Origin of the sequence: Rhizorhapis suberifaciens (assembly GCF_014200045.1) — a bacterium.
Classification (GTDB): domain Bacteria; phylum Pseudomonadota; class Alphaproteobacteria; order Sphingomonadales; family Sphingomonadaceae; genus Rhizorhapis; species Rhizorhapis suberifaciens.
Map to the genome: position 1 here is coordinate 283,475 of NZ_JACHOV010000003.1, position 16,367 is coordinate 299,841.

Here is a 16,367-nt window from a genome sequence, read left to right on the forward strand (position 1 = left end):
CTTCGGACGAAAGCACCCGACCGACATCAAACGTCCAGATTAGCGACGCTCAAGGCATTGTCCTGGATGAACTCGCGGCGGGGTTCGACGATGTCGCCCATCAGTCGCGTGAAAATCTCGTCCGCTACATCCGCCTGTTCGATTTCGACACGCAGCATCGATCGATTGGTCGGGTCGAGCGTCGTTTCCCACAGCTGTTCCGCGTTCATCTCTCCCAGCCCCTTGTAGCGCTGGATCGACAATCCTTTGCGGCCCGCCTGCAGGATCGCTTCAAGCAGTTCGGACGGACGTGTAACCAAAGCGCCCTTTGAGGTTACGGCGGCAGGCGTTTCTTCCTCGCCATCCTCATTAGAAGCGGCCTGTACCGCGGCGGTTTTCGCCGTGATCAAGCGGCTGGCAGTGAGATAGCTTCCCGCCTGTTCGGTCGCCAGCGCATGAAGCTTGCGTGCTTCGGCGCTGCCCAGGAACGTGGCCTCGATCAAATGATGGTCGGTGACCCCCCGCCACAAGCGCTCAAAATGGAAGCCGCCCTCTTCGGACATGCGGCCGGTCCACTTGCCCTCTTCGTCGTTGACCTCCATCCAGCGGATGGCGGTCTGAAGCTTTTCATTGCGCGCCGCCCGGTCGAGCTCAGGCGCGAGAGCGCCACCCAGGGCAAGCGCCTCGATGATGGTGGAATCATAGCGCCGTGGAACATAGCGCATCAACACACGCATGCGGCGGGCATGGTCGACAAGGCTGCGTAGATCCTGACCGGAGCGCGGGCCTTCTGCGGTATCCAGGCGCATGGCTTCGACACCATTGTCGACCAGATACTGGTCCAGCGCGGATTCGTCCTTCAGATAGACTTCTGAACGGCCGCGAGCCGCTTTGTAGAGCGGCGGCTGGGCGATATAGAGGTGACCATTCTCGATGATCTGCGGCATTTGCCGATAGAAGAAGGTCAGGAGCAGCGTACGAATATGCGCTCCGTCCACGTCTGCGTCGGTCATGATCACGATCTTGTGATAGCGCAGCTTTTCGACGTTGAAATCGTCGCGAATGCCGGTGCCCATCGCCTGGATAAGGGTGCCGATTTCCTTGGATGAGAGCATTCGGTCAAAACGCGCCCGCTCCACATTCAGGATCTTGCCCTTAAGAGGCAGGATAGCCTGATACAGCCGGTCGCGCCCCTGCTTTGCCGAGCCGCCTGCCGAGTCGCCCTCCACCAGGAACAGTTCGCATTTGGAAGGGTCGCGCTCCTGGCAGTCGGCAAGCTTGCCGGGCAGCGAGGCGATATCCATGACGCCCTTGCGGCGCGTCAATTCCCTCGCCTTACGCGCCGCTTCGCGCGCAGCGGCCGCGTCAATGACCTTGGCGATGATCGATTTGGCATGGGCGGGATTTTCCTCCAGCCACTCCGCCATCTTGTCCGCCATCAGGCTTTCAAGCGGCTGGCGTACTTCGGAGCTGACCAGCTTGTCCTTGGTCTGGCTGCTGAACTTGGGATCGGGGAGCTTCACGGACACGATGGCGGTCAGCCCCTCGCGCATGTCATCGCCGGTAAGCGAGACCTTCTCCTTCTTGAGCTGCCCCGACTTGTCCGCATAATTGTTGAGCGTCCGCGTCAGCGCCGCGCGGAAGGCCGCCAGGTGGGTGCCGCCATCCCGCTGCGGGATGTTATTGGTGAAGCACAGCACATTTTCATAATAGCTGTCGTTCCATTCCAGCGCGACATCGATGCCGATATCGTCGCGCTGCCCCGTGATCGCGATCGGATCCGGCATTAGCGGCTGCTTGTTGCGGTCAAGCCATTTCACGAACGCCGCGATGCCGCCTTCATAATAAAGCTCGACCGTCTTTTGCTCCTCATGCCGCGCATCGGTGAGGAACAGGCGGACGCCCGAATTCAAGAACGCCAGCTCGCGATAGCGGTGCTCCAGCTTCTCGAAATCGAACTCAGTGATTTTGAAGGTCGCAGGTGAAGGGAAAAATGTGACGCAAGTCCCCTTGCGGTCGGTGTCCCCCACGATTTTCAATGGGGCCACCGCATCGCCAAAGGCAAAGCGCATATAATGCTCCTTGCCGTCGCGCCAGATGGTGAGGTCCAGCCATTCCGATAACGCGTTCACCACGGAAACGCCCACGCCGTGCAGGCCGCCCGATACCTTGTAGGCATTATCGTCCGAGGTATTCTCGAACTTGCCGCCGGCATGAAGCTGGGTCATGATAACCTCGGCCGCCGACACGCCTTCCTCCTTGTGGATATCGGTCGGAATGCCGCGGCCATTGTCCGTGACGCTCACCGATCCATCGGGGTTAAGCGTGATGTCGATCCGGTCGCAATGCCCAGCCAGCGCCTCATCTATGGCGTTGTCCGACACCTCGAAAACCATGTGATGGAGGCCAGAACCATCGTCGGTGTCACCGATATACATTCCGGGACGTTTGCGGACAGCGTCCAGCCCTTTAAGGACCTTGATGCTGTCGGCGCCATAGCTGTTCTTCTGCGGTTCGTCGGTCATGGAAAGCCTATAGCAAGACTATGGGAAAACCCAAGTCCCAAGACGGGAAATCATTCCTCCGGCATCGAGCCTTTGCTGTCCTTTTTCACGTCGCGCGACTGTGCCTTGCGCCGGCGCAGATTCTCGCGCAGCTGTTCCGCCAGCCGCTTTTCACGTTCCTCGTCATTTTTGCTCATGCGCCTGGAGATAGCGATTCTTCCGGCTTCTCGGCAAGTCGCCTTGACAAGGCCGACGCTCTATGACCATAGCCCGCTTCCAACGTCCGCTCTCAAGGGGGAATCGGGCGCGCGAAAATGACTATGCTGCCGTAGCTCAGTGGTAGAGCGCATCCTTGGTAAGGCTGAGGTCGTGAGTTCAATCCTCACCGGCAGCACCATTTTTGACGATAATACAGCAGGTTATGGAGCCCATTTGAGGGTTCAAAGAGCATTCATTTCCACCACGGAAGCGCCACGGAAGCAGTTCGCAGCGAAGTCTAGAGCGTCGAGCATGAAATCTGAATCGGGTGGGATTCCCATTTGCTGAATTTTGTGATCCACCGTTTTTGGAGGTGGATCATGGGCAAGAGCAGTTCGGTTGATCTTCGGGTACGGATTGTGGGCGAGATTGCGCATGGGCAATCATGCCGTGCGGCGGCGCGGCGTTTTGGGGTGAGCGCGGCGACTGCGGTTCGCCTGGCGCAACGTAAGGCGAGGACGGGTTCACTGGCGCCTGCCCGGCAGGGGCGGCCGGGGGGCAGCGGACCGCTTGGAGCCCATGTTGCGACGCTGGTGGGCTGGGTGGATGCCGATGGGGAGATAACGATGCCTGAACTGGCAGCGCGGCTCTTGGCCGAGCGGGGGGTGAAAGCCCACCCTGCCTCGCTGTCGCGGCTGCTGATCCGGCAGGGCTTTATCGTTAAAAAAACGCTGCTGGCCAGCGAAACCGATCGCGCTGACATCGCCCGCGCGCGGCGGGTGTGGCGCGGCCATCGCCAACCGTGGATGAAGAAACGCCCGGAACGGCTTGTCTTCATCGATGAGACCGGGACAACCACCAAGATGACCCGTTTGCGGGGCCGGGCGCGCCGTGGCCAGCGGTTGAGGATGAAGGCTCCCTTCGGCCACTGGGGAACCCAGACCTTCATCGCCGCACTACGCCATGACGGCCTGACCGCGCCCTGGGTAATCGACTGCCCTATGAACCGGCGTATCTTCGAGGCCTATGTCGAGACCCAACTCGACCCGACGCTGAAGCCTGGCGACATGGTCATCCTCGACAATCTCTCCAGCCACAAAAGCGAGAAAGCCCCTGCCATCCTCAAGGAACGCGGCGCGTGGTTCCTGTTCCTGCCGCCCTACAGCCCAGACCTCAATCCCATAGAAATGGCCTTCGCCAAGCTCAAGGCTCACCTGCGAAAAGCCAAGGCCCGGACCATCGACGCCTTATGGCAGGCCGTCGGCTCAATCTGCGAACTCTACTCGCCCGACGAATGCTGGAATTACCTCAAAGAAGCCGGTTATGTTGCAGATTAATCGCACGATGCTCTAGCGCATGCTCCGCAGGGGATTGAGGCGCGGGCTTCGGCGTGATGATATCCATCCCGCCAACATATGGGCTAAGATTGCTCTCCAACGATTTGCCAAGGTTGGTCGAGGGGGGGCTTGGTAGCCTAGAGCTGCGTTTCGCGCGTATTGCGGGCGATCGCGCGTTTCTCACGAGAAGAAGCCCGCGGTTCGTTCAACCAGCCAGTAGGAGGCGAGCACGCCAACAACAATGGAGGATGTGTGGCGGAAGCGGTCATTATTGCCGATGTCGTGGACCCATCGGGAGCGCAGATGGCGAAGCGCCAGATAAAGCCCGAATAAAGTACCGACGAAGAGCAGCTGACCAACCTCTACGCCCAGGTTGAAAAACAGAAGACCAGTAACGATCTCGGTTTGGGGCAAGCCGATCTGCTCAAGCACCGCGGCAAAGCCGAGACCATGAAGCAGGCCGAAGCTGCTCGATACGGCGATAGGATAGCGCCAACTCAATGTGTCGCGGCGCCCCTTGAAAATCTCTCGCGCAACAAAGACGATGCTGAGCGCGATTGACGCTTCGACCGGTGGAACGGGCACATACAGGACGCCCAGCGCCGAAAGCGCCAGCGTGACCGAGTGGGCCAGCGTGAATCCGGTTATCGTCACGAGGATCCGGCGCGGCGTGCCCGCCAGCCACAACAGGCAGACGAGGAACAATAGATGATCATATCCCGACAGGATATGTTCGACTCCGAGGCCCAAATATTGCTGCGCCACCCCTGCTGCGCTCTCGGGTTGCGGCAGAATAACGTCTGTCCGCCCCGGCGCCAGAACCAACGAGCGCGTCTCGCCCGATTGCCAGCTGATTCTTACGAGCGTGGGAACAGATGGTACTGAGCCGGCATATGCGAGCCGAACTTCCCGTCCCCCAAGGCCTTGCGCACATTTGAAGAGTGCAGGGCCGGCACCGGCGCTTTGTCCGGCAAGGCGCTTGCACGTCGGCGGCATGCGCAGCTCAGGCGCAAGACGGCCGGAAATGGAGGGCGGCAGCGTCAGGCCGACCGTGTAAAGCTGCTCGCCCGCTTGCCGCACGGTCAACAGCAGGGGGAAGGCGTCATGCGCACGAGCGATCCCGGTCATGCAGATCAGGCAGGCGAGCGCCAGCAGCGCGTGTATCGCTTTCATTTCGCCGGTGTCATCAGCTTCTGAACATCGCGGCTGACGTCCACCCTGAATTGCTTCAGCAAGGCTTCGACGAAAGCATCGCGCCGCCCCTGCGCTGCGTCCTTCGCCGCATCTTCGGCTACCATCGGCTTTGCCTCCGCGAACGACAGGCTGCGGCCCTCGTCCTTGGCGACGATCCTGACAAGATGGTATCCCTGTTCCGAGCGGAGGGGGCCCTGCCAGTGCTTTTCGTCCGCCTTCAGTGTGAAGAGGTTCCGTGCGAACGCCTTGCCGAAATGGCTTTCGATCAGGTCGGGATTCCGCTCGGAATAGTCCTTCAGATACAGGTAGCGGTCTCCCGCAAGAGCTGCCGATGTATCAGGTCCGGCGTTCAATCCGCCTTGCGCCTGCCTGGCCATGCGCTCGGCACCGTCCCAGCCATGCGCATCGGCGCTGAAGAAAATATGGGAAAAGGTGATGGACGGTTCAGCGGTGTAGCGCGCCCGGTTTGCTTCGTAGTAGTGCTTCAGCGCAGGCTCCTGCTGAGGCGGCTGGTCAGCCCCAGCCCCATCAGCCACATATTCCAGTGACTGGGTCAGCCGACGACGCATGACATAGTCGTCCTTGTCGAGTCCGAGCCGCAGCGCCTCAAGATACTTCGCCTCCTCACGCACCATGTCGTCAACGAGGGAGGACACCTCTTCGGGCGCCATCTGGCCGAGCATTGCCGTGGCACCGCGATCGTTGAACGAGCGCGCGCGCAATTGCATGAATTGGAGCAGGCCATTCCGATCGACTCGGATCACCCGCGAAGCTGCATCGTCGTCGCCCTGGCTGACCACGGCATGGAGGCCAAAGAGCATGACCCCGGCAACCAGGAACCAGACGAGCGGTTCGCGGCGCAAACGGTTGATGATATAAGCCATATCTATCGCTGTGTACCGAACGGTCGGCGCTCTATTTCGCTCATCTTCCGGGATTGTACCAGATGGGCGAGCTGAAGGCGCGATCCTGCACGGTCATCGGTATGTTGGCGGGCATTTTGATCTTGAAGAACTTGGCGTCATAGGCGGTCCAGCGCGGCTTGGGGATTTCCAGCACCCGCACATAATAGAAGGCGCGCTGGCCGGGATCGAAATCCGGATCGCTCCAGACGGTGGCCAGTTCGGGCGCGCCGATGCTGTTGGTGTAGGTTGCATTGACCACATCGACCGTGCTGCCCACCGGCGGCGCCTTACCGGTCCTCGGATTCACCTTGCGGCCATCCGACAGAGCGACGTCATATATTTTTTCATGTGCCTGGCCTCTTGCGTCAAGCCATCCCTTGATCACCTGGATCCGGTCGAGATTGGCTTCGTCGGGGTCCTTGGCGGCCGCGATCATGAAGCTCGGGGCCTTGGCCTTGGCGTGGCGTATCAGGTCGCCGCCCATCGGCACACCCTTCTCATAACCGATATGGGCATAATCGGGCCGCTGCACGTCGGATTTCGCGAAGTTCCACCCGCCAAAGACACGCAATTGTATCCGCGAACCGGTGGTCGCATAGACCTCCCGCCGCTTCATGGCATCAAAGATCGCCTCACGCGTGTTCTCCTTTGCCCATACCGCCGTAAGACCCGACGCGCCCAGCCGCCAATTTTCACGGACATTCTTCACCGGAGCCATGGCGCGGCTGTACCGGTCAGCCGATGGCTCGGAATTGCGGAACTGTCCTATGAAATTGTCCTCGCTTGTAGTGGTGAGCCCATTATGCTGGTCGGTGCCGCCGACCAGCCCGAACTTGAATGGATTCACCCCCAGTTTCTGCTCGAACTGTAGGCCAGATTTCAAGGCCGGGCGTGCATATTCATAGGGCAGCATCCAGGGCTGCTTCGCGGTCGCAGTGAAATTGCCGAGATCCCAGATTTCAAAATTGGCGAATTCGTCGGTTGGGGACAGGGTGGAATGCGCTTCGCTCGTGCCTTTCAGCTGGGTGACTTCGACGACCGGCTCCCACCGCGCGCGTTCGCGTGCATAGGCAGCTGTAAGCGGCTGACCGGTGAAGGTCTCGGGTGCGAACATGCGCCCGTTGCTGATGTTCCCATTATGCGGGATCGCCAGCACCTCGCCGCCGGTTTTGGCCTCATACGCCCTCAGGAACGCCCAGAGTTTTTCCGGATCCGTGCTGTCGAGCGCGGAGAAAGGCAGCATTTGCGTGGCCTTGGCCGCACCGTCGCGAAAGATGACGTTGCGATGCAGATTGTCGCCCGATGGCGTCGACGACCATTCATAGCCGATAAAGGCCGTGAAGCGGCCCGGATCATTGAACCGGTCTGCGGTCTTTGCAACATCCTGCCATATTGACTGTGTCAACTCGGCGGGCACTTTGACCGCTGAATGAAACTGTGAATAAATGCTGAATATTTTCTTGGGGTCGCCGGAATGCAGGAATTCGCTCCATTGCCGGCCCGGTTGCCAATCGATCGTCGCGCTATCCGCTTTGGCGAGTCTGGGAAGTACACCGAGATGCTCAGCGTGATCGGACACGACGAGGAAATCAAGGGGGTGACGGAGTTTGGCGGGCATACCGCTTGCGGAGACGATTTCCTGACCCATCGCAAATCGGAAGGCCTCCTCCGGAGTGGTGGTAGCCTCGCCCAGAATGACACCGTCCATGGAATTGTTGGTGTGGAGATGCGTATTACCCCAATAAAGGTTCGTATCCTCGTTAGCGAAACGTACGGGCGGTGAATAAGGCCGTGTAGCGGGGTCTGACGAGATGGCAGCCGTTCCGCCGATTTTGCCGCCGCTTGGTTCCGCCAGCAGCGCCTTCCCACCGGCAAGCAACAGTCCAGCAGAAATGGTCGCACAGGCGACCCACGCGCCGTACATCACAGCTGACTTGCGTTGGACCATGAGTATTTCCTCCCATTCCAAAACTGGCGCTCGGGGATGCCATCATTAGTGATGAAGCTCCTTGCCCTGCTTCTGTAGGCCCAGCATCTTAATAGGGGGCCGCTCCTATGCGAAGATCATAAACCGTCAACATCCGCTACAAATCAGAACATTCATGGGAACAGCCTTGTCGCGTGCCGCGAAGGTCATTCGCTTGCCATCTTCAACACGAGTTTTCCCCGGTTATGTCCACCCTTCAGCCGCTCTATCGCGGACTGGAGGTCGGCGAGCTCCACCACCTCGACCGGAGGAATGCGAATGCCGCGGCGTTCCAGAATCTCGACCAACGGCACTTTTCCAACCCGTTCCGGCCAATGGGCGAAGCAGCGCACGTGCCGAAACCCGAGCGCTTGCGACGTACGCATCTGCTCGTCCAGATTGCTCTGGTCCAGCCCGGTCGATATGCTGACCAGTGTCCCGCCCGGCTTCAATGCGTCGAGCGCGTCAGGCAGGGTATTTTGCCGTACGGCATCGAACACGATATCGACCCCATCCGGGGCCCATTCCCGCGTTTGGGCCACGATGCCCTTCGCTGGATCGGTGTAGTCGATGGCGCAGTCGGCGCCCATCTCCGTCATATATTCCCGATTGGCGGCCCGTCCGGTTGCGCCCACCGAAAGCCCGCCGAATTTCGCAAGCTGAATGGCGAAGCTGCCCACGCCGCCGGAGCCACCATGCACCAATATCTTCTGGCCCGGTTTTGCATTGCCCAGATCATCCGCGAACAGTGCGATGTAGGAGGTCAGGAAGCAAATGGGTGTCGCCCCGGCATCAGCCAACGACGTTCCACCTGGAACGCGACGTGCCAGATCGGCAGGGACAGCGACATATTCGGCAAAAGTCCCCGCCTCCCCGGTTGTGCGAGTTCGCGCGAACATGACGCGATCTCCTTCACGGAAGTTCGTGACATTACGTCCGACGCTCGCAACCACGCCTGCGGCCTCAAAACCCATGATATTCAGATTGCCGGCGGGGATGGCCTTCGTCATTCCTTGTGAATACTGCCAGTCGGCCGCATTCATTCCGGCATAAGCAACTTTTACGAGTACTTCGTCTTCTGAGATCCGTGGCTGCTCTATTTCAGAAATACGAGGCGACTCGGAAGTGTTGACGAAATCTGCAGTAACTGCACGCACAGGCCTTACTCCATGTTATTTTGCGTCATCTGCCCGATGAAAAGCTACACGCCGGGCGCGAGCAGTTCGAGGAGGCGCATGTCGGTGCCGCCGTCCGGCGCCACCGCCTTGATACAGACCTGGGTGGCGCCTGCGCTCAGATGTTCGTCGATGCGCTTGCGCAGCGCAGCCTCGTCGCCCCAGCCGACGATCGAGTCAACGAAGTGATCGGAGCCGCCATTGGCAAGATCCTCGTCGCTGAATCCGAGGGCCTTCCAGGAGTTTTGATAGTTCGGCTTCGAAAGATAATATTCAACCTCGCCGCGAGCGATCGCCCGTGCCTTTGCGGGGTCGCTCTCCAGCACCAGCGGCTGCTCCACGCAGAGCAGCTTATCGGGACCGAGGATCGCGCGCGCGTGCGCGGTATGTTCGGTCGTCACGAGGTAGCTATGCGTTCCCTGCGCCCGCTCTCCGCTCAGCGCGATCATCTTCTCGCGCAGACCGGCCAGAACTATCGTGGTCGGCTTGGCGGGAGCCGCGGCCATGTAGGGCGCCTCAGCGATGGCATCGAGGTAGGCCCGCATCGTGGGGATGGGTTTTCCATATTCATGCCCCCGCCGGTCTTCCACGGTCTCGCGATGGGAAACGCCCAGGCCCAGGATGAAGCGTCCCCCCGATTGCTCGTTCAGCGCATCGGCCGCGCCGCGCATAGCGATCGGATCGCGCGTATAGATGCTGACGATACCGGTCGCGACGTGCAGCCTGCTTGTATTGGCCAGCAGCCAGGACGAGGCGATCAGCGGGTCGCGCCCGAAGCCGCCCGGCATCCAGATCGCGTCATAGCCAAGTTCCTCGACATGGCGGGCGAAGCGAGCGAGGCGCTCGGCTGAGGCCTGTCCCATTTCGACAGACTTTTCATTCTCGAAAAAGCTGATCGGTCCATCGATATGGGCCCAAACTGCAAGTTTGCCGAGATTCATTCACATTCTCCTGTACGACTGCGCGAGAGCGGACCCGCTTCGTCAAATCCGTCCTGCCGTCTCTCGATATTCACCTGAACACGCGCGTTCAGCTGAACGCCGGCAATACCTCGTCCGCGAACAGCTGCGCATAGGGTATGAAGCGCTCGGCAGAAATGCCCGGCGGCATGATCATCGAGACATGCTCTAGCGGCATGCGCTGCTGCATCGCCTTGTACTTGGCGATCGCGGCCTCCGGCGTCATGACTTGCATCCTGCCGGACGTCTTGAACTCTTCCAGGGTCATCGCCTCCATGCCCTCGCCGCCCAACTCGGCGTAGACTTTCAAGACGTGGTAGTAATAGGGTGCCAGTTCCTCCATCGCCTGTTCCGGGTCGTGCGCGACCACGGCGAACAGATCGCCGATCCGCACCTTGCCCTGGCTGATATCCTTGCCGGTCGCACGCAGTTTTTCGACATAGATGTCGGCCCCGTCGGGCGTGCCGACATAGCCGTCGCCATAGGTCAGGGCGCGTTCGATCGCCTTCGGGGCAAAGCCGCCGATGTACATCGGGACACGGCCGCGCGGGGCCGGCGGCATCATGCGGACGCCGTCCAGCTGATAATGCTTCCCCGCAAAATCGAGTGTTTCGCCCGCCCAGAGGCGAGTGACGATCTCCAGCCATTCGTCGAAAAGGGCGCCACGCTTGGTGAAGTCAACGCCCATCGCCGCATATTCCTGGGGCAGATAGCCGATGCCAAGGCCGAGCTCGAGCCGCCCGTTGGCGAGGATGTCGAGCACCGCGCAATCGGAGGCAAAGCGTGTCGGGTGGTACAGCGGGGCGAGCGAAACCCATGTGCCGATCTTGATGGTCTTCGTGCGCGCGGCGATCGCCGCGAGCGCCACAAGCGGCGAGGGCATATAGCCGTCACTGAAGAGATGATGCTCGGGCACCCACGCGAACTCGAAACCGGCCTGCTCGCTCCAGACGGCAACATCGATCGTCTCTGCGTAGACATGCTCCCAGGGCTTGTACCACTGCTGCGGATTGCGGAAGTCGTAGTGGTAACCAAAGGTCACTTTGCCTGGCATCAGGTCGTCCCCATTATGTGTTGCCGGTGATAAATGCGTCAAAGCCGACATTCCAATGACTAAGTTACTTGCTCAAAGCATGCGCCGTTGGAGGCAACTCGCGCTTGATCATCACCGATGCCCTAAAGACGCATTCCGCCGCTCGCCTGAATGGTCTGCCCGGTTATCCATCCGCCCTCCGGCGAAGCGAGGAAGAACGCGACCGCGGCGATCTCGTCGGGATGCCCCATGCGGCCCATCGCGGTCATCTGTTCGATCCATGTCGCCATCGCCGGATCTGCCATGATCGGCGCCATAAGCGCTGTATCCGTCGCGCCCGGCGCGATCGCGTTGACGCTGATGTGTCGTGGGCCGAGTTCGGCGGCCAGCGATCGGGTAAAGGCATTCACGGCCGCCTTCGCCAGAGAATAGACGATGCCCTGCGGCGTGGCCGTGACTGACACCATCGAAGAGATGCTGATGATCCGGCCCCCTGCGGGGATCCGTGGCAAGGCGGCCTTGGTGACGAAGAAAGTGCTCTTCATATTGGCCGCCACGATCGAATCGAACAGGGCCTCGTCGACCTCCGCGATCGACGCCCCATTGCCTTTGCCTGCGTTGTTAACAAGGATGTCGAGGCCCGAAAGCCCCCGGTCGGCAAACTGGCTGTCAAGTTGATCGAACAGCGCATCGATGGAGGCGACGCGCATCAGGTCCGCTTGCAGGGTGAATGCCTTGCCGCCCGCCTGCTCGATCAAGTCGACCGTTTCGCGCGCACGATCTTCGCCGCTGTTGAAATGTACCGCAACGGTGGCGCCAGCGGCGCCCAGACGCTGAGCAATTGCGCGCCCGATGCCGCCGGATGCGCCGGTTACAAGGGCTGTCTTGCTTTCAAGTAAACCGGTCATCCTATTCCTCTATCCATGTACAATCAAAACCCCTGATGCCGGATGCCGATCAAACCCTGATCAAGCAGGTTTTGACCGGCACCCCGCAACGCCAACGATTATTGCCCGAAGGCGACGGTAAGACGAACCATGATCTGCCGCCCCCGATTGGGAACAGCGTAAATATCCGGCCGCGCGCCGCCGGCCGCGGTGCCGAAGGCCCCTCCCGTGAATTGCTGGGGTTGTGTATTGGTCCAGTAAAACTTGTTGTTCAGATTTTGACCAATCAGCGCCAACTCCCACGCGTCCTTGGCGTCGGCAATCCGCAAGGTCGCATCGAGAAGGGCGTGCTTGGGTGAATATGCGTCGCGGTTGAGAGTGGCATCGGTGGGCACGCTGCTGGCGAAGGTCACGCCGCCCGAAAGGCCAAGTTTCAGCGCCGACCCAAGCGGCGTTTCGTAGCTTGCGCTCATGTTACCCGACCATTCGGGCGCGTTGATGACTTGCCGCCCGGCCAGATTCTGGTTGTTGCCGTTCTCGCCCGGCAGGATCGGGCGGGCATTGCCGTTGCCGGTTGCGCGGTAATTACAGCCCTGCGCCTGCGACTGCCCCAGCCAGCACGGCCCGAAATAGCTGATATAGCGCGCGCTATTGTAGCTAATGGCACCTCTCAAGGTCAATCCTTCGATCGGGCTGCGATAGTTCATGTCGAAGTCGATGCCTTTGGTCCGCGCCCCGCCGGCGTTGCGAATGGTGTTTATGCCAGTGAACGGATCGAAAGCAGTAATCTGAAGGCCGGGCACTTTATAGGTGTACGCCGAGAGATTGACGCGCAGCGCACCGTCAAACAACAACGCTTTCACACCACCTTCGAAGCCCCGAATCTTTTGCGGACCATAATTGAGCGGTAGGGTTGAGTTCCCCACGCTGCCATTGAAACCACCCGACAGAAAGCCGCGCTTGTACGATCCGAAAACGGTCAGCCTGTCCGTTGGTCGGTAGGTAGCGGTGAGCTCCGGCGAGAAATCGTTGAACGAAATATTGTCCACCGCTGGTGTATAGGGGGACATCGGAGTGTTGAGCCCACGGGTGAAATCCGCCAGCGTGACGGCCAGCGTCTTCTTTTCATGCGAATAGCGTCCGCCCGCCGACAGCTCGAGTTGCGGCGTCAAGTCAAATCGCGCCTGGCCGAATGCAGAATAGGCGATGCCGTGCTGTTCCGTGTAGGTGTGAAGCAACTCGGTTGGGCCGCTATAGTTGAGAATGGTATGGGTGAAGATCGACGACCGAGTGTCGGAGTAGATTCCCCCGACCGTGAAATTCAGCGGCCCGTCAAAGTGGCTGTTCACCCGAACTTCCTGGGAAATCTCGCGGTTCTTGAGCTCGGCGTAAACCGCCACGTCCGGCAGACCGAAGGCGACGCCGAACTGCAGGAGAGGAACGACAGGATAAGCTCCGTAAACCTCGACGTCCTTAAACGTGCTCCTGTAGAAGCCGGTCACGGAGGTCAGGTCGATCGTATCCCTGAGCTTGTGGTTCAGCTCCAGCCCGGCGAGCGTCTGCTCCTGAATAGCGTAAGTCTGGCCGTCGCGAAAATGCGGCTCGTATGGCGTAAAAAGAGTGCCGATATTATCGGTGCGAGCGATCCGGTTGTCAGCCTTGCAGTCGCTGATCACTCCGACCAGCTGCGTCGTACCAAATGGGCAATTTACCATTTGACCATTGTCGTTGGTAGCTGCGCCCTTGACCTTGCCATAGGCAACCTTGAGGCGGGCGCTAAAGGCGTCGGTCGGATCGAACTTCAACGTGCCACGTAGCCCGAATTCGCGACTGCGCGGACCGTAACGATCGATCGGTGGGAGGATGCTGTCCGCCGGGACGATCTTCTTCACCCACCCGCGCATGTCCGAACCGTAAAAGGCAAGGCGCGCCCCAAGCGTGTCGGTCAGCGGGCTGGAAATAAAGCCGTCGCCGCGCCATTCACGCGCGTTGATCTCATAGCCGACCGATCCCTTGGCCTGGAAATTTGACGTCGGATCAGCCGTGCGCATTGAAATGATGCCGCCCGGGCTGTTCTTGCCGAAGAACAGTGCCTGCGGCCCCTTGAGCACCTCGACCTGCTGCAGGTCCATGACAGCCAAGCGGCGAACGGACGACTTTGCCACCTGAACACCATCGATGTTGAAGGATACCGCCTGATCGCCGAGCGGGTTGGTATCGGGCCCGGCAACGCCGCGCATCGCGATTGTGCCGCCTTGCCTGCTTCCGCCCGAATCCAAAAGCGTCAGGCTGGGAACCAACTGGGCAATGGAATCGAGGTTGTTAATCCCGCGCTGCTGAAGTTCCGCACCCGTCACCGCCGTCAGCACGACGGGGACGGCTATCGACGTTTCGTCACGCCTGCGTGCGGTGACGATGATATCTCCGGAGCCTTTGGAGACGGCCTCTGCCTTGGCAATGGGGACGGCCTGCTGTGCATTGGCAATACTCGGCGCGCCGACAACGAGCGCGCATGTAACGAGAAGAGCCGATCTGCTGGTCGATATACTCATTGAAATCCTCCCTCTTCATTGTCAGATCCAGTTTTTACTGGTTTCTATTCAAGGCTACTTGGACATCCAGCAGTTAGCCTTCGTATGGTAGCTTGACGTGAATCAATATACTGAAATAGTTCTATATTATGCAGTAGTAATGATATCGGTATTATTATGGCATTTAATGTGTTTCTGATATTAAATCTTCGGCAGGAGCGCTTTCACTGTTGCGTTGAGCATCGCTGATCGCAAAGCCCGCGCCTGTCTTTATCACCTCGGGTGTGAAGGTTTCCATCAGGCCCCAGCGCGCCATGCGCCGCAGCAACTCGATCCCATCGTGCGGGTTCGCCATACCCTCGGCAACCGCACAGCCGAGATCGGTTATGCGCTGAGCGCCATGCAGCAGGCAGCGATCCCGGATTTCGGTTTTCAGCGACGCCGGATAGACGCCGAGCGTCTGGGTGTGGACGGTGATGTGGTCGAGCGCCTGGTCTACATGGTCCAGCGGCACCAGATTGACCACGCGGCAGGCGAGATGGTCGCGGAAATCCACCGGGTCGTTCGTCTGCGAGACGATCACGCCGCCTTCATTGTCCTTGCAGCCGAAGACGCGATAGGAATCGCTGTAGCGAATGCCATCGATCTCATCCTTCAGATGCGCATCGAATGAGGGATGCGGGGTGCTCAGGTTGGACGGCAGCGCCTTGAGCGCGGCAAGCACTTTCTTGCCGAATTTATTGAGGTGATCGATATCGTCGTCTTCGGTGCCGCTGACGACATAGGCGACGCGCGAACTGACGCAGCCTTCCTGATTGTAGAACCCGAAATCCATCGCGAGTCTTTCCGCCGCCTCGTCCATCGAGTCTTCCGAAGCCAGCGCTTCGGCGCCGATGATCGAAGCGCTGATCTTGGGATCGAGCGCGATCAGGTCGAGGCCCGGCCCAATATAGCCACGGATGCTCTTCATCGAGGCCATCCCGCCCCAAGCGACAATTTTGTCGATCGCACCGCCGCCATAAAGACGCTTTTCGAATTCCACATCGCCGCCTTTCCAATAGCCGACGGTGAAATGCCGTGTCAGGGGATGATCGGGCGCCATCTCGATCATGGTCTTGACGATCGCGGACATGGTGAAGGGATCGTTAGACGGGCTCTTGATGATATTGTCGCAGCGCAGGATGGAGCCGTTGATGACCGCAAAAAGCGTCAGCAGCGGTGAATTGCCGGCATTGAGATGAACGATCCGGCTGCCAAAGGCGCGCACCGCGATCTCACGGTCATGGAGCCTGTATGTGTCCCACCCTTCCAGATAACGGGACCCAATATTCTGTTCGACGATATCCATCAGGAATTCGCGATTAAGGGTCGCGCTCAGCGCCGCAAATTGACCATAAAGCTGCTCGCGCTTCAGGCCCGACGTGTGTACCGCGATGTCCAACGACTGGGCGATGTCGGGGTTGGTATCCGGCGAAAGGCGGGGACCAAGCTCGACCAGATAGTCGATGATTTCCTCGAGCGACACGTCGTAAAGATCACCGATCTTTGACGGGTCTTTCAGAACAATCTCATCGATATATTTATTGACGTCGGGCGTCTCAAACGCGACCACGCCGCGACGTGCTTCGAACCGCACCAGATTGTCTTCGATGATCCGGCCGCGAATGATGAGCGGGATGGTATATTCAAGCATCACAAA

At 59.6% G+C, this 16,367-nt stretch carries 12 protein-coding genes and 1 tRNA gene; 2 read left to right on the forward strand and 11 right to left on the reverse strand.

All coding sequences use genetic code 11. The features are described 5' to 3' along the window. Positions 1 to 26: 26 nt before the first annotated feature. Both gyrB and HNQ99_RS16760 read right to left on the reverse strand, forming a co-directional pair. Positions 27 to 2,504 carry a DNA topoisomerase (ATP-hydrolyzing) subunit B gene (gene gyrB, locus HNQ99_RS05560; RefSeq protein WP_184474638.1) on the reverse strand — a complete coding sequence of 826 codons (2,478 nt, stop codon included), beginning with the start codon at positions 2,502 to 2,504 and terminating at the stop codon, positions 27 to 29. A gap of 50 nt (positions 2,505 to 2,554) precedes the next feature. Beyond that, entirely contained in the window at positions 2,555 to 2,680 is a 126-nt protein-coding gene (locus HNQ99_RS16760; RefSeq protein ID WP_281376768.1) for a hypothetical protein, read from the reverse strand. A 125-nt stretch (positions 2,681 to 2,805) separates the two neighbouring features. Here HNQ99_RS16760 and HNQ99_RS05565 point away from each other — a divergent pair. Both HNQ99_RS05565 and HNQ99_RS05570 read left to right on the forward strand, forming a co-directional pair. Then, a tRNA-Thr gene (locus tag HNQ99_RS05565) sits at positions 2,806 to 2,880 on the forward strand. 181 nt (positions 2,881 to 3,061) lie between these two features. Continuing rightward, positions 3,062 to 4,018, forward strand: coding sequence for an IS630 family transposase (locus HNQ99_RS05570; protein WP_184474639.1), 957 nt, complete (start codon positions 3,062 to 3,064; stop codon positions 4,016 to 4,018). 180 nt (positions 4,019 to 4,198) lie between these two features. On the opposite strand, the gene HNQ99_RS05575 is transcribed toward HNQ99_RS05570, so the two are convergent. From HNQ99_RS05575 to HNQ99_RS05615, 9 genes are all read right to left on the reverse strand, one after another. Beyond that, positions 4,199 to 5,191, reverse strand: a complete 993-nt coding sequence (locus HNQ99_RS05575) for a HupE/UreJ family protein (RefSeq protein WP_184474640.1) — start codon at positions 5,189 to 5,191, stop codon at positions 4,199 to 4,201. After that, positions 5,188 to 6,096, reverse strand: coding sequence for a peptidyl-prolyl cis-trans isomerase (locus tag HNQ99_RS05580; RefSeq protein WP_184474641.1), 909 nt, complete (start codon positions 6,094 to 6,096; stop codon positions 5,188 to 5,190). Before HNQ99_RS05580 ends, HNQ99_RS05575 begins: the two co-directional genes overlap by 4 nt. A 40-nt stretch (positions 6,097 to 6,136) precedes the next feature. After that, positions 6,137 to 8,065, reverse strand: a complete 1,929-nt coding sequence (locus HNQ99_RS05585; protein ID WP_221232580.1) for a DUF3604 domain-containing protein — start codon at positions 8,063 to 8,065, stop codon at positions 6,137 to 6,139. 185 nt (positions 8,066 to 8,250) lie between these two features. Continuing rightward, positions 8,251 to 9,240 (reverse strand): NADP-dependent oxidoreductase, encoded by a 990-nt coding sequence (locus HNQ99_RS05590; protein ID WP_184474642.1) that lies wholly within the window; start codon positions 9,238 to 9,240, stop codon positions 8,251 to 8,253. Positions 9,241 to 9,284: 44 nt separating this feature from the next. After that, positions 9,285 to 10,199, reverse strand: coding sequence for a TIGR03620 family F420-dependent LLM class oxidoreductase (locus HNQ99_RS05595; RefSeq protein ID WP_184474643.1), 915 nt, complete (start codon positions 10,197 to 10,199; stop codon positions 9,285 to 9,287). Between the two features lie 88 nt (positions 10,200 to 10,287). After that, positions 10,288 to 11,271 carry an LLM class flavin-dependent oxidoreductase gene (locus HNQ99_RS05600; RefSeq protein ID WP_184474644.1) on the reverse strand — a complete coding sequence of 328 codons (984 nt, stop codon included), beginning with the start codon at positions 11,269 to 11,271 and terminating at the stop codon, positions 10,288 to 10,290. A gap of 122 nt (positions 11,272 to 11,393) precedes the next feature. After that, positions 11,394 to 12,158, reverse strand: coding sequence for an SDR family NAD(P)-dependent oxidoreductase (locus tag HNQ99_RS05605; protein WP_184474645.1), 765 nt, complete (start codon positions 12,156 to 12,158; stop codon positions 11,394 to 11,396). Between the two features lie 98 nt (positions 12,159 to 12,256). Then, positions 12,257 to 14,689: a TonB-dependent receptor gene (locus HNQ99_RS05610; RefSeq protein WP_184474646.1), complete on the reverse strand. Its 2,433-nt coding sequence runs from the start codon at positions 14,687 to 14,689 to the stop codon at positions 12,257 to 12,259. 163 nt (positions 14,690 to 14,852) lie between these two features. Then, on the reverse strand, positions 14,853 to 16,361 hold the full coding sequence (locus HNQ99_RS05615) for an acyl-CoA reductase (RefSeq protein WP_184474647.1): 1,509 nt from the start codon (positions 16,359 to 16,361) through the stop codon (positions 14,853 to 14,855). Positions 16,362 to 16,367 lie beyond the last annotated feature (6 nt).

What these genes read in the sequence shown, in the direction of transcription:
- gyrB (WP_184474638.1), bottom strand. Translation starts at nt 2,504, where the DNA reads ATGACCGACGAACCGCAGAAGAACAGCTATGGCGCCGACAGCATCAAG.
- HNQ99_RS16760 (WP_281376768.1), bottom strand. Translation starts at nt 2,680, where the DNA reads ATGAGCAAAAATGACGAGGAACGTGAAAAGCGGCTGGCGGAACAGCTG.
- HNQ99_RS05570 (WP_184474639.1), top strand. Translation starts at nt 3,062, where the DNA reads ATGGGCAAGAGCAGTTCGGTTGATCTTCGGGTACGGATTGTGGGCGAG.
- HNQ99_RS05575 (WP_184474640.1), bottom strand. Translation starts at nt 5,191, where the DNA reads ATGAAAGCGATACACGCGCTGCTGGCGCTCGCCTGCCTGATCTGCATG.
- HNQ99_RS05580 (WP_184474641.1), bottom strand. Translation starts at nt 6,096, where the DNA reads ATGGCTTATATCATCAACCGTTTGCGCCGCGAACCGCTCGTCTGGTTC.
- HNQ99_RS05585 (WP_221232580.1), bottom strand. Translation starts at nt 8,065, where the DNA reads ATGGTCCAACGCAAGTCAGCTGTGATGTACGGCGCGTGGGTCGCCTGT.
- HNQ99_RS05595 (WP_184474643.1), bottom strand. Translation starts at nt 10,199, where the DNA reads ATGAATCTCGGCAAACTTGCAGTTTGGGCCCATATCGATGGACCGATC.
- HNQ99_RS05600 (WP_184474644.1), bottom strand. Translation starts at nt 11,271, where the DNA reads ATGCCAGGCAAAGTGACCTTTGGTTACCACTACGACTTCCGCAATCCG.
- HNQ99_RS05605 (WP_184474645.1), bottom strand. Translation starts at nt 12,158, where the DNA reads ATGACCGGTTTACTTGAAAGCAAGACAGCCCTTGTAACCGGCGCATCC.
- HNQ99_RS05610 (WP_184474646.1), bottom strand. Translation starts at nt 14,689, where the DNA reads ATGAGTATATCGACCAGCAGATCGGCTCTTCTCGTTACATGCGCGCTC.
- HNQ99_RS05615 (WP_184474647.1), bottom strand. Translation starts at nt 16,361, where the DNA reads ATGCTTGAATATACCATCCCGCTCATCATTCGCGGCCGGATCATCGAA.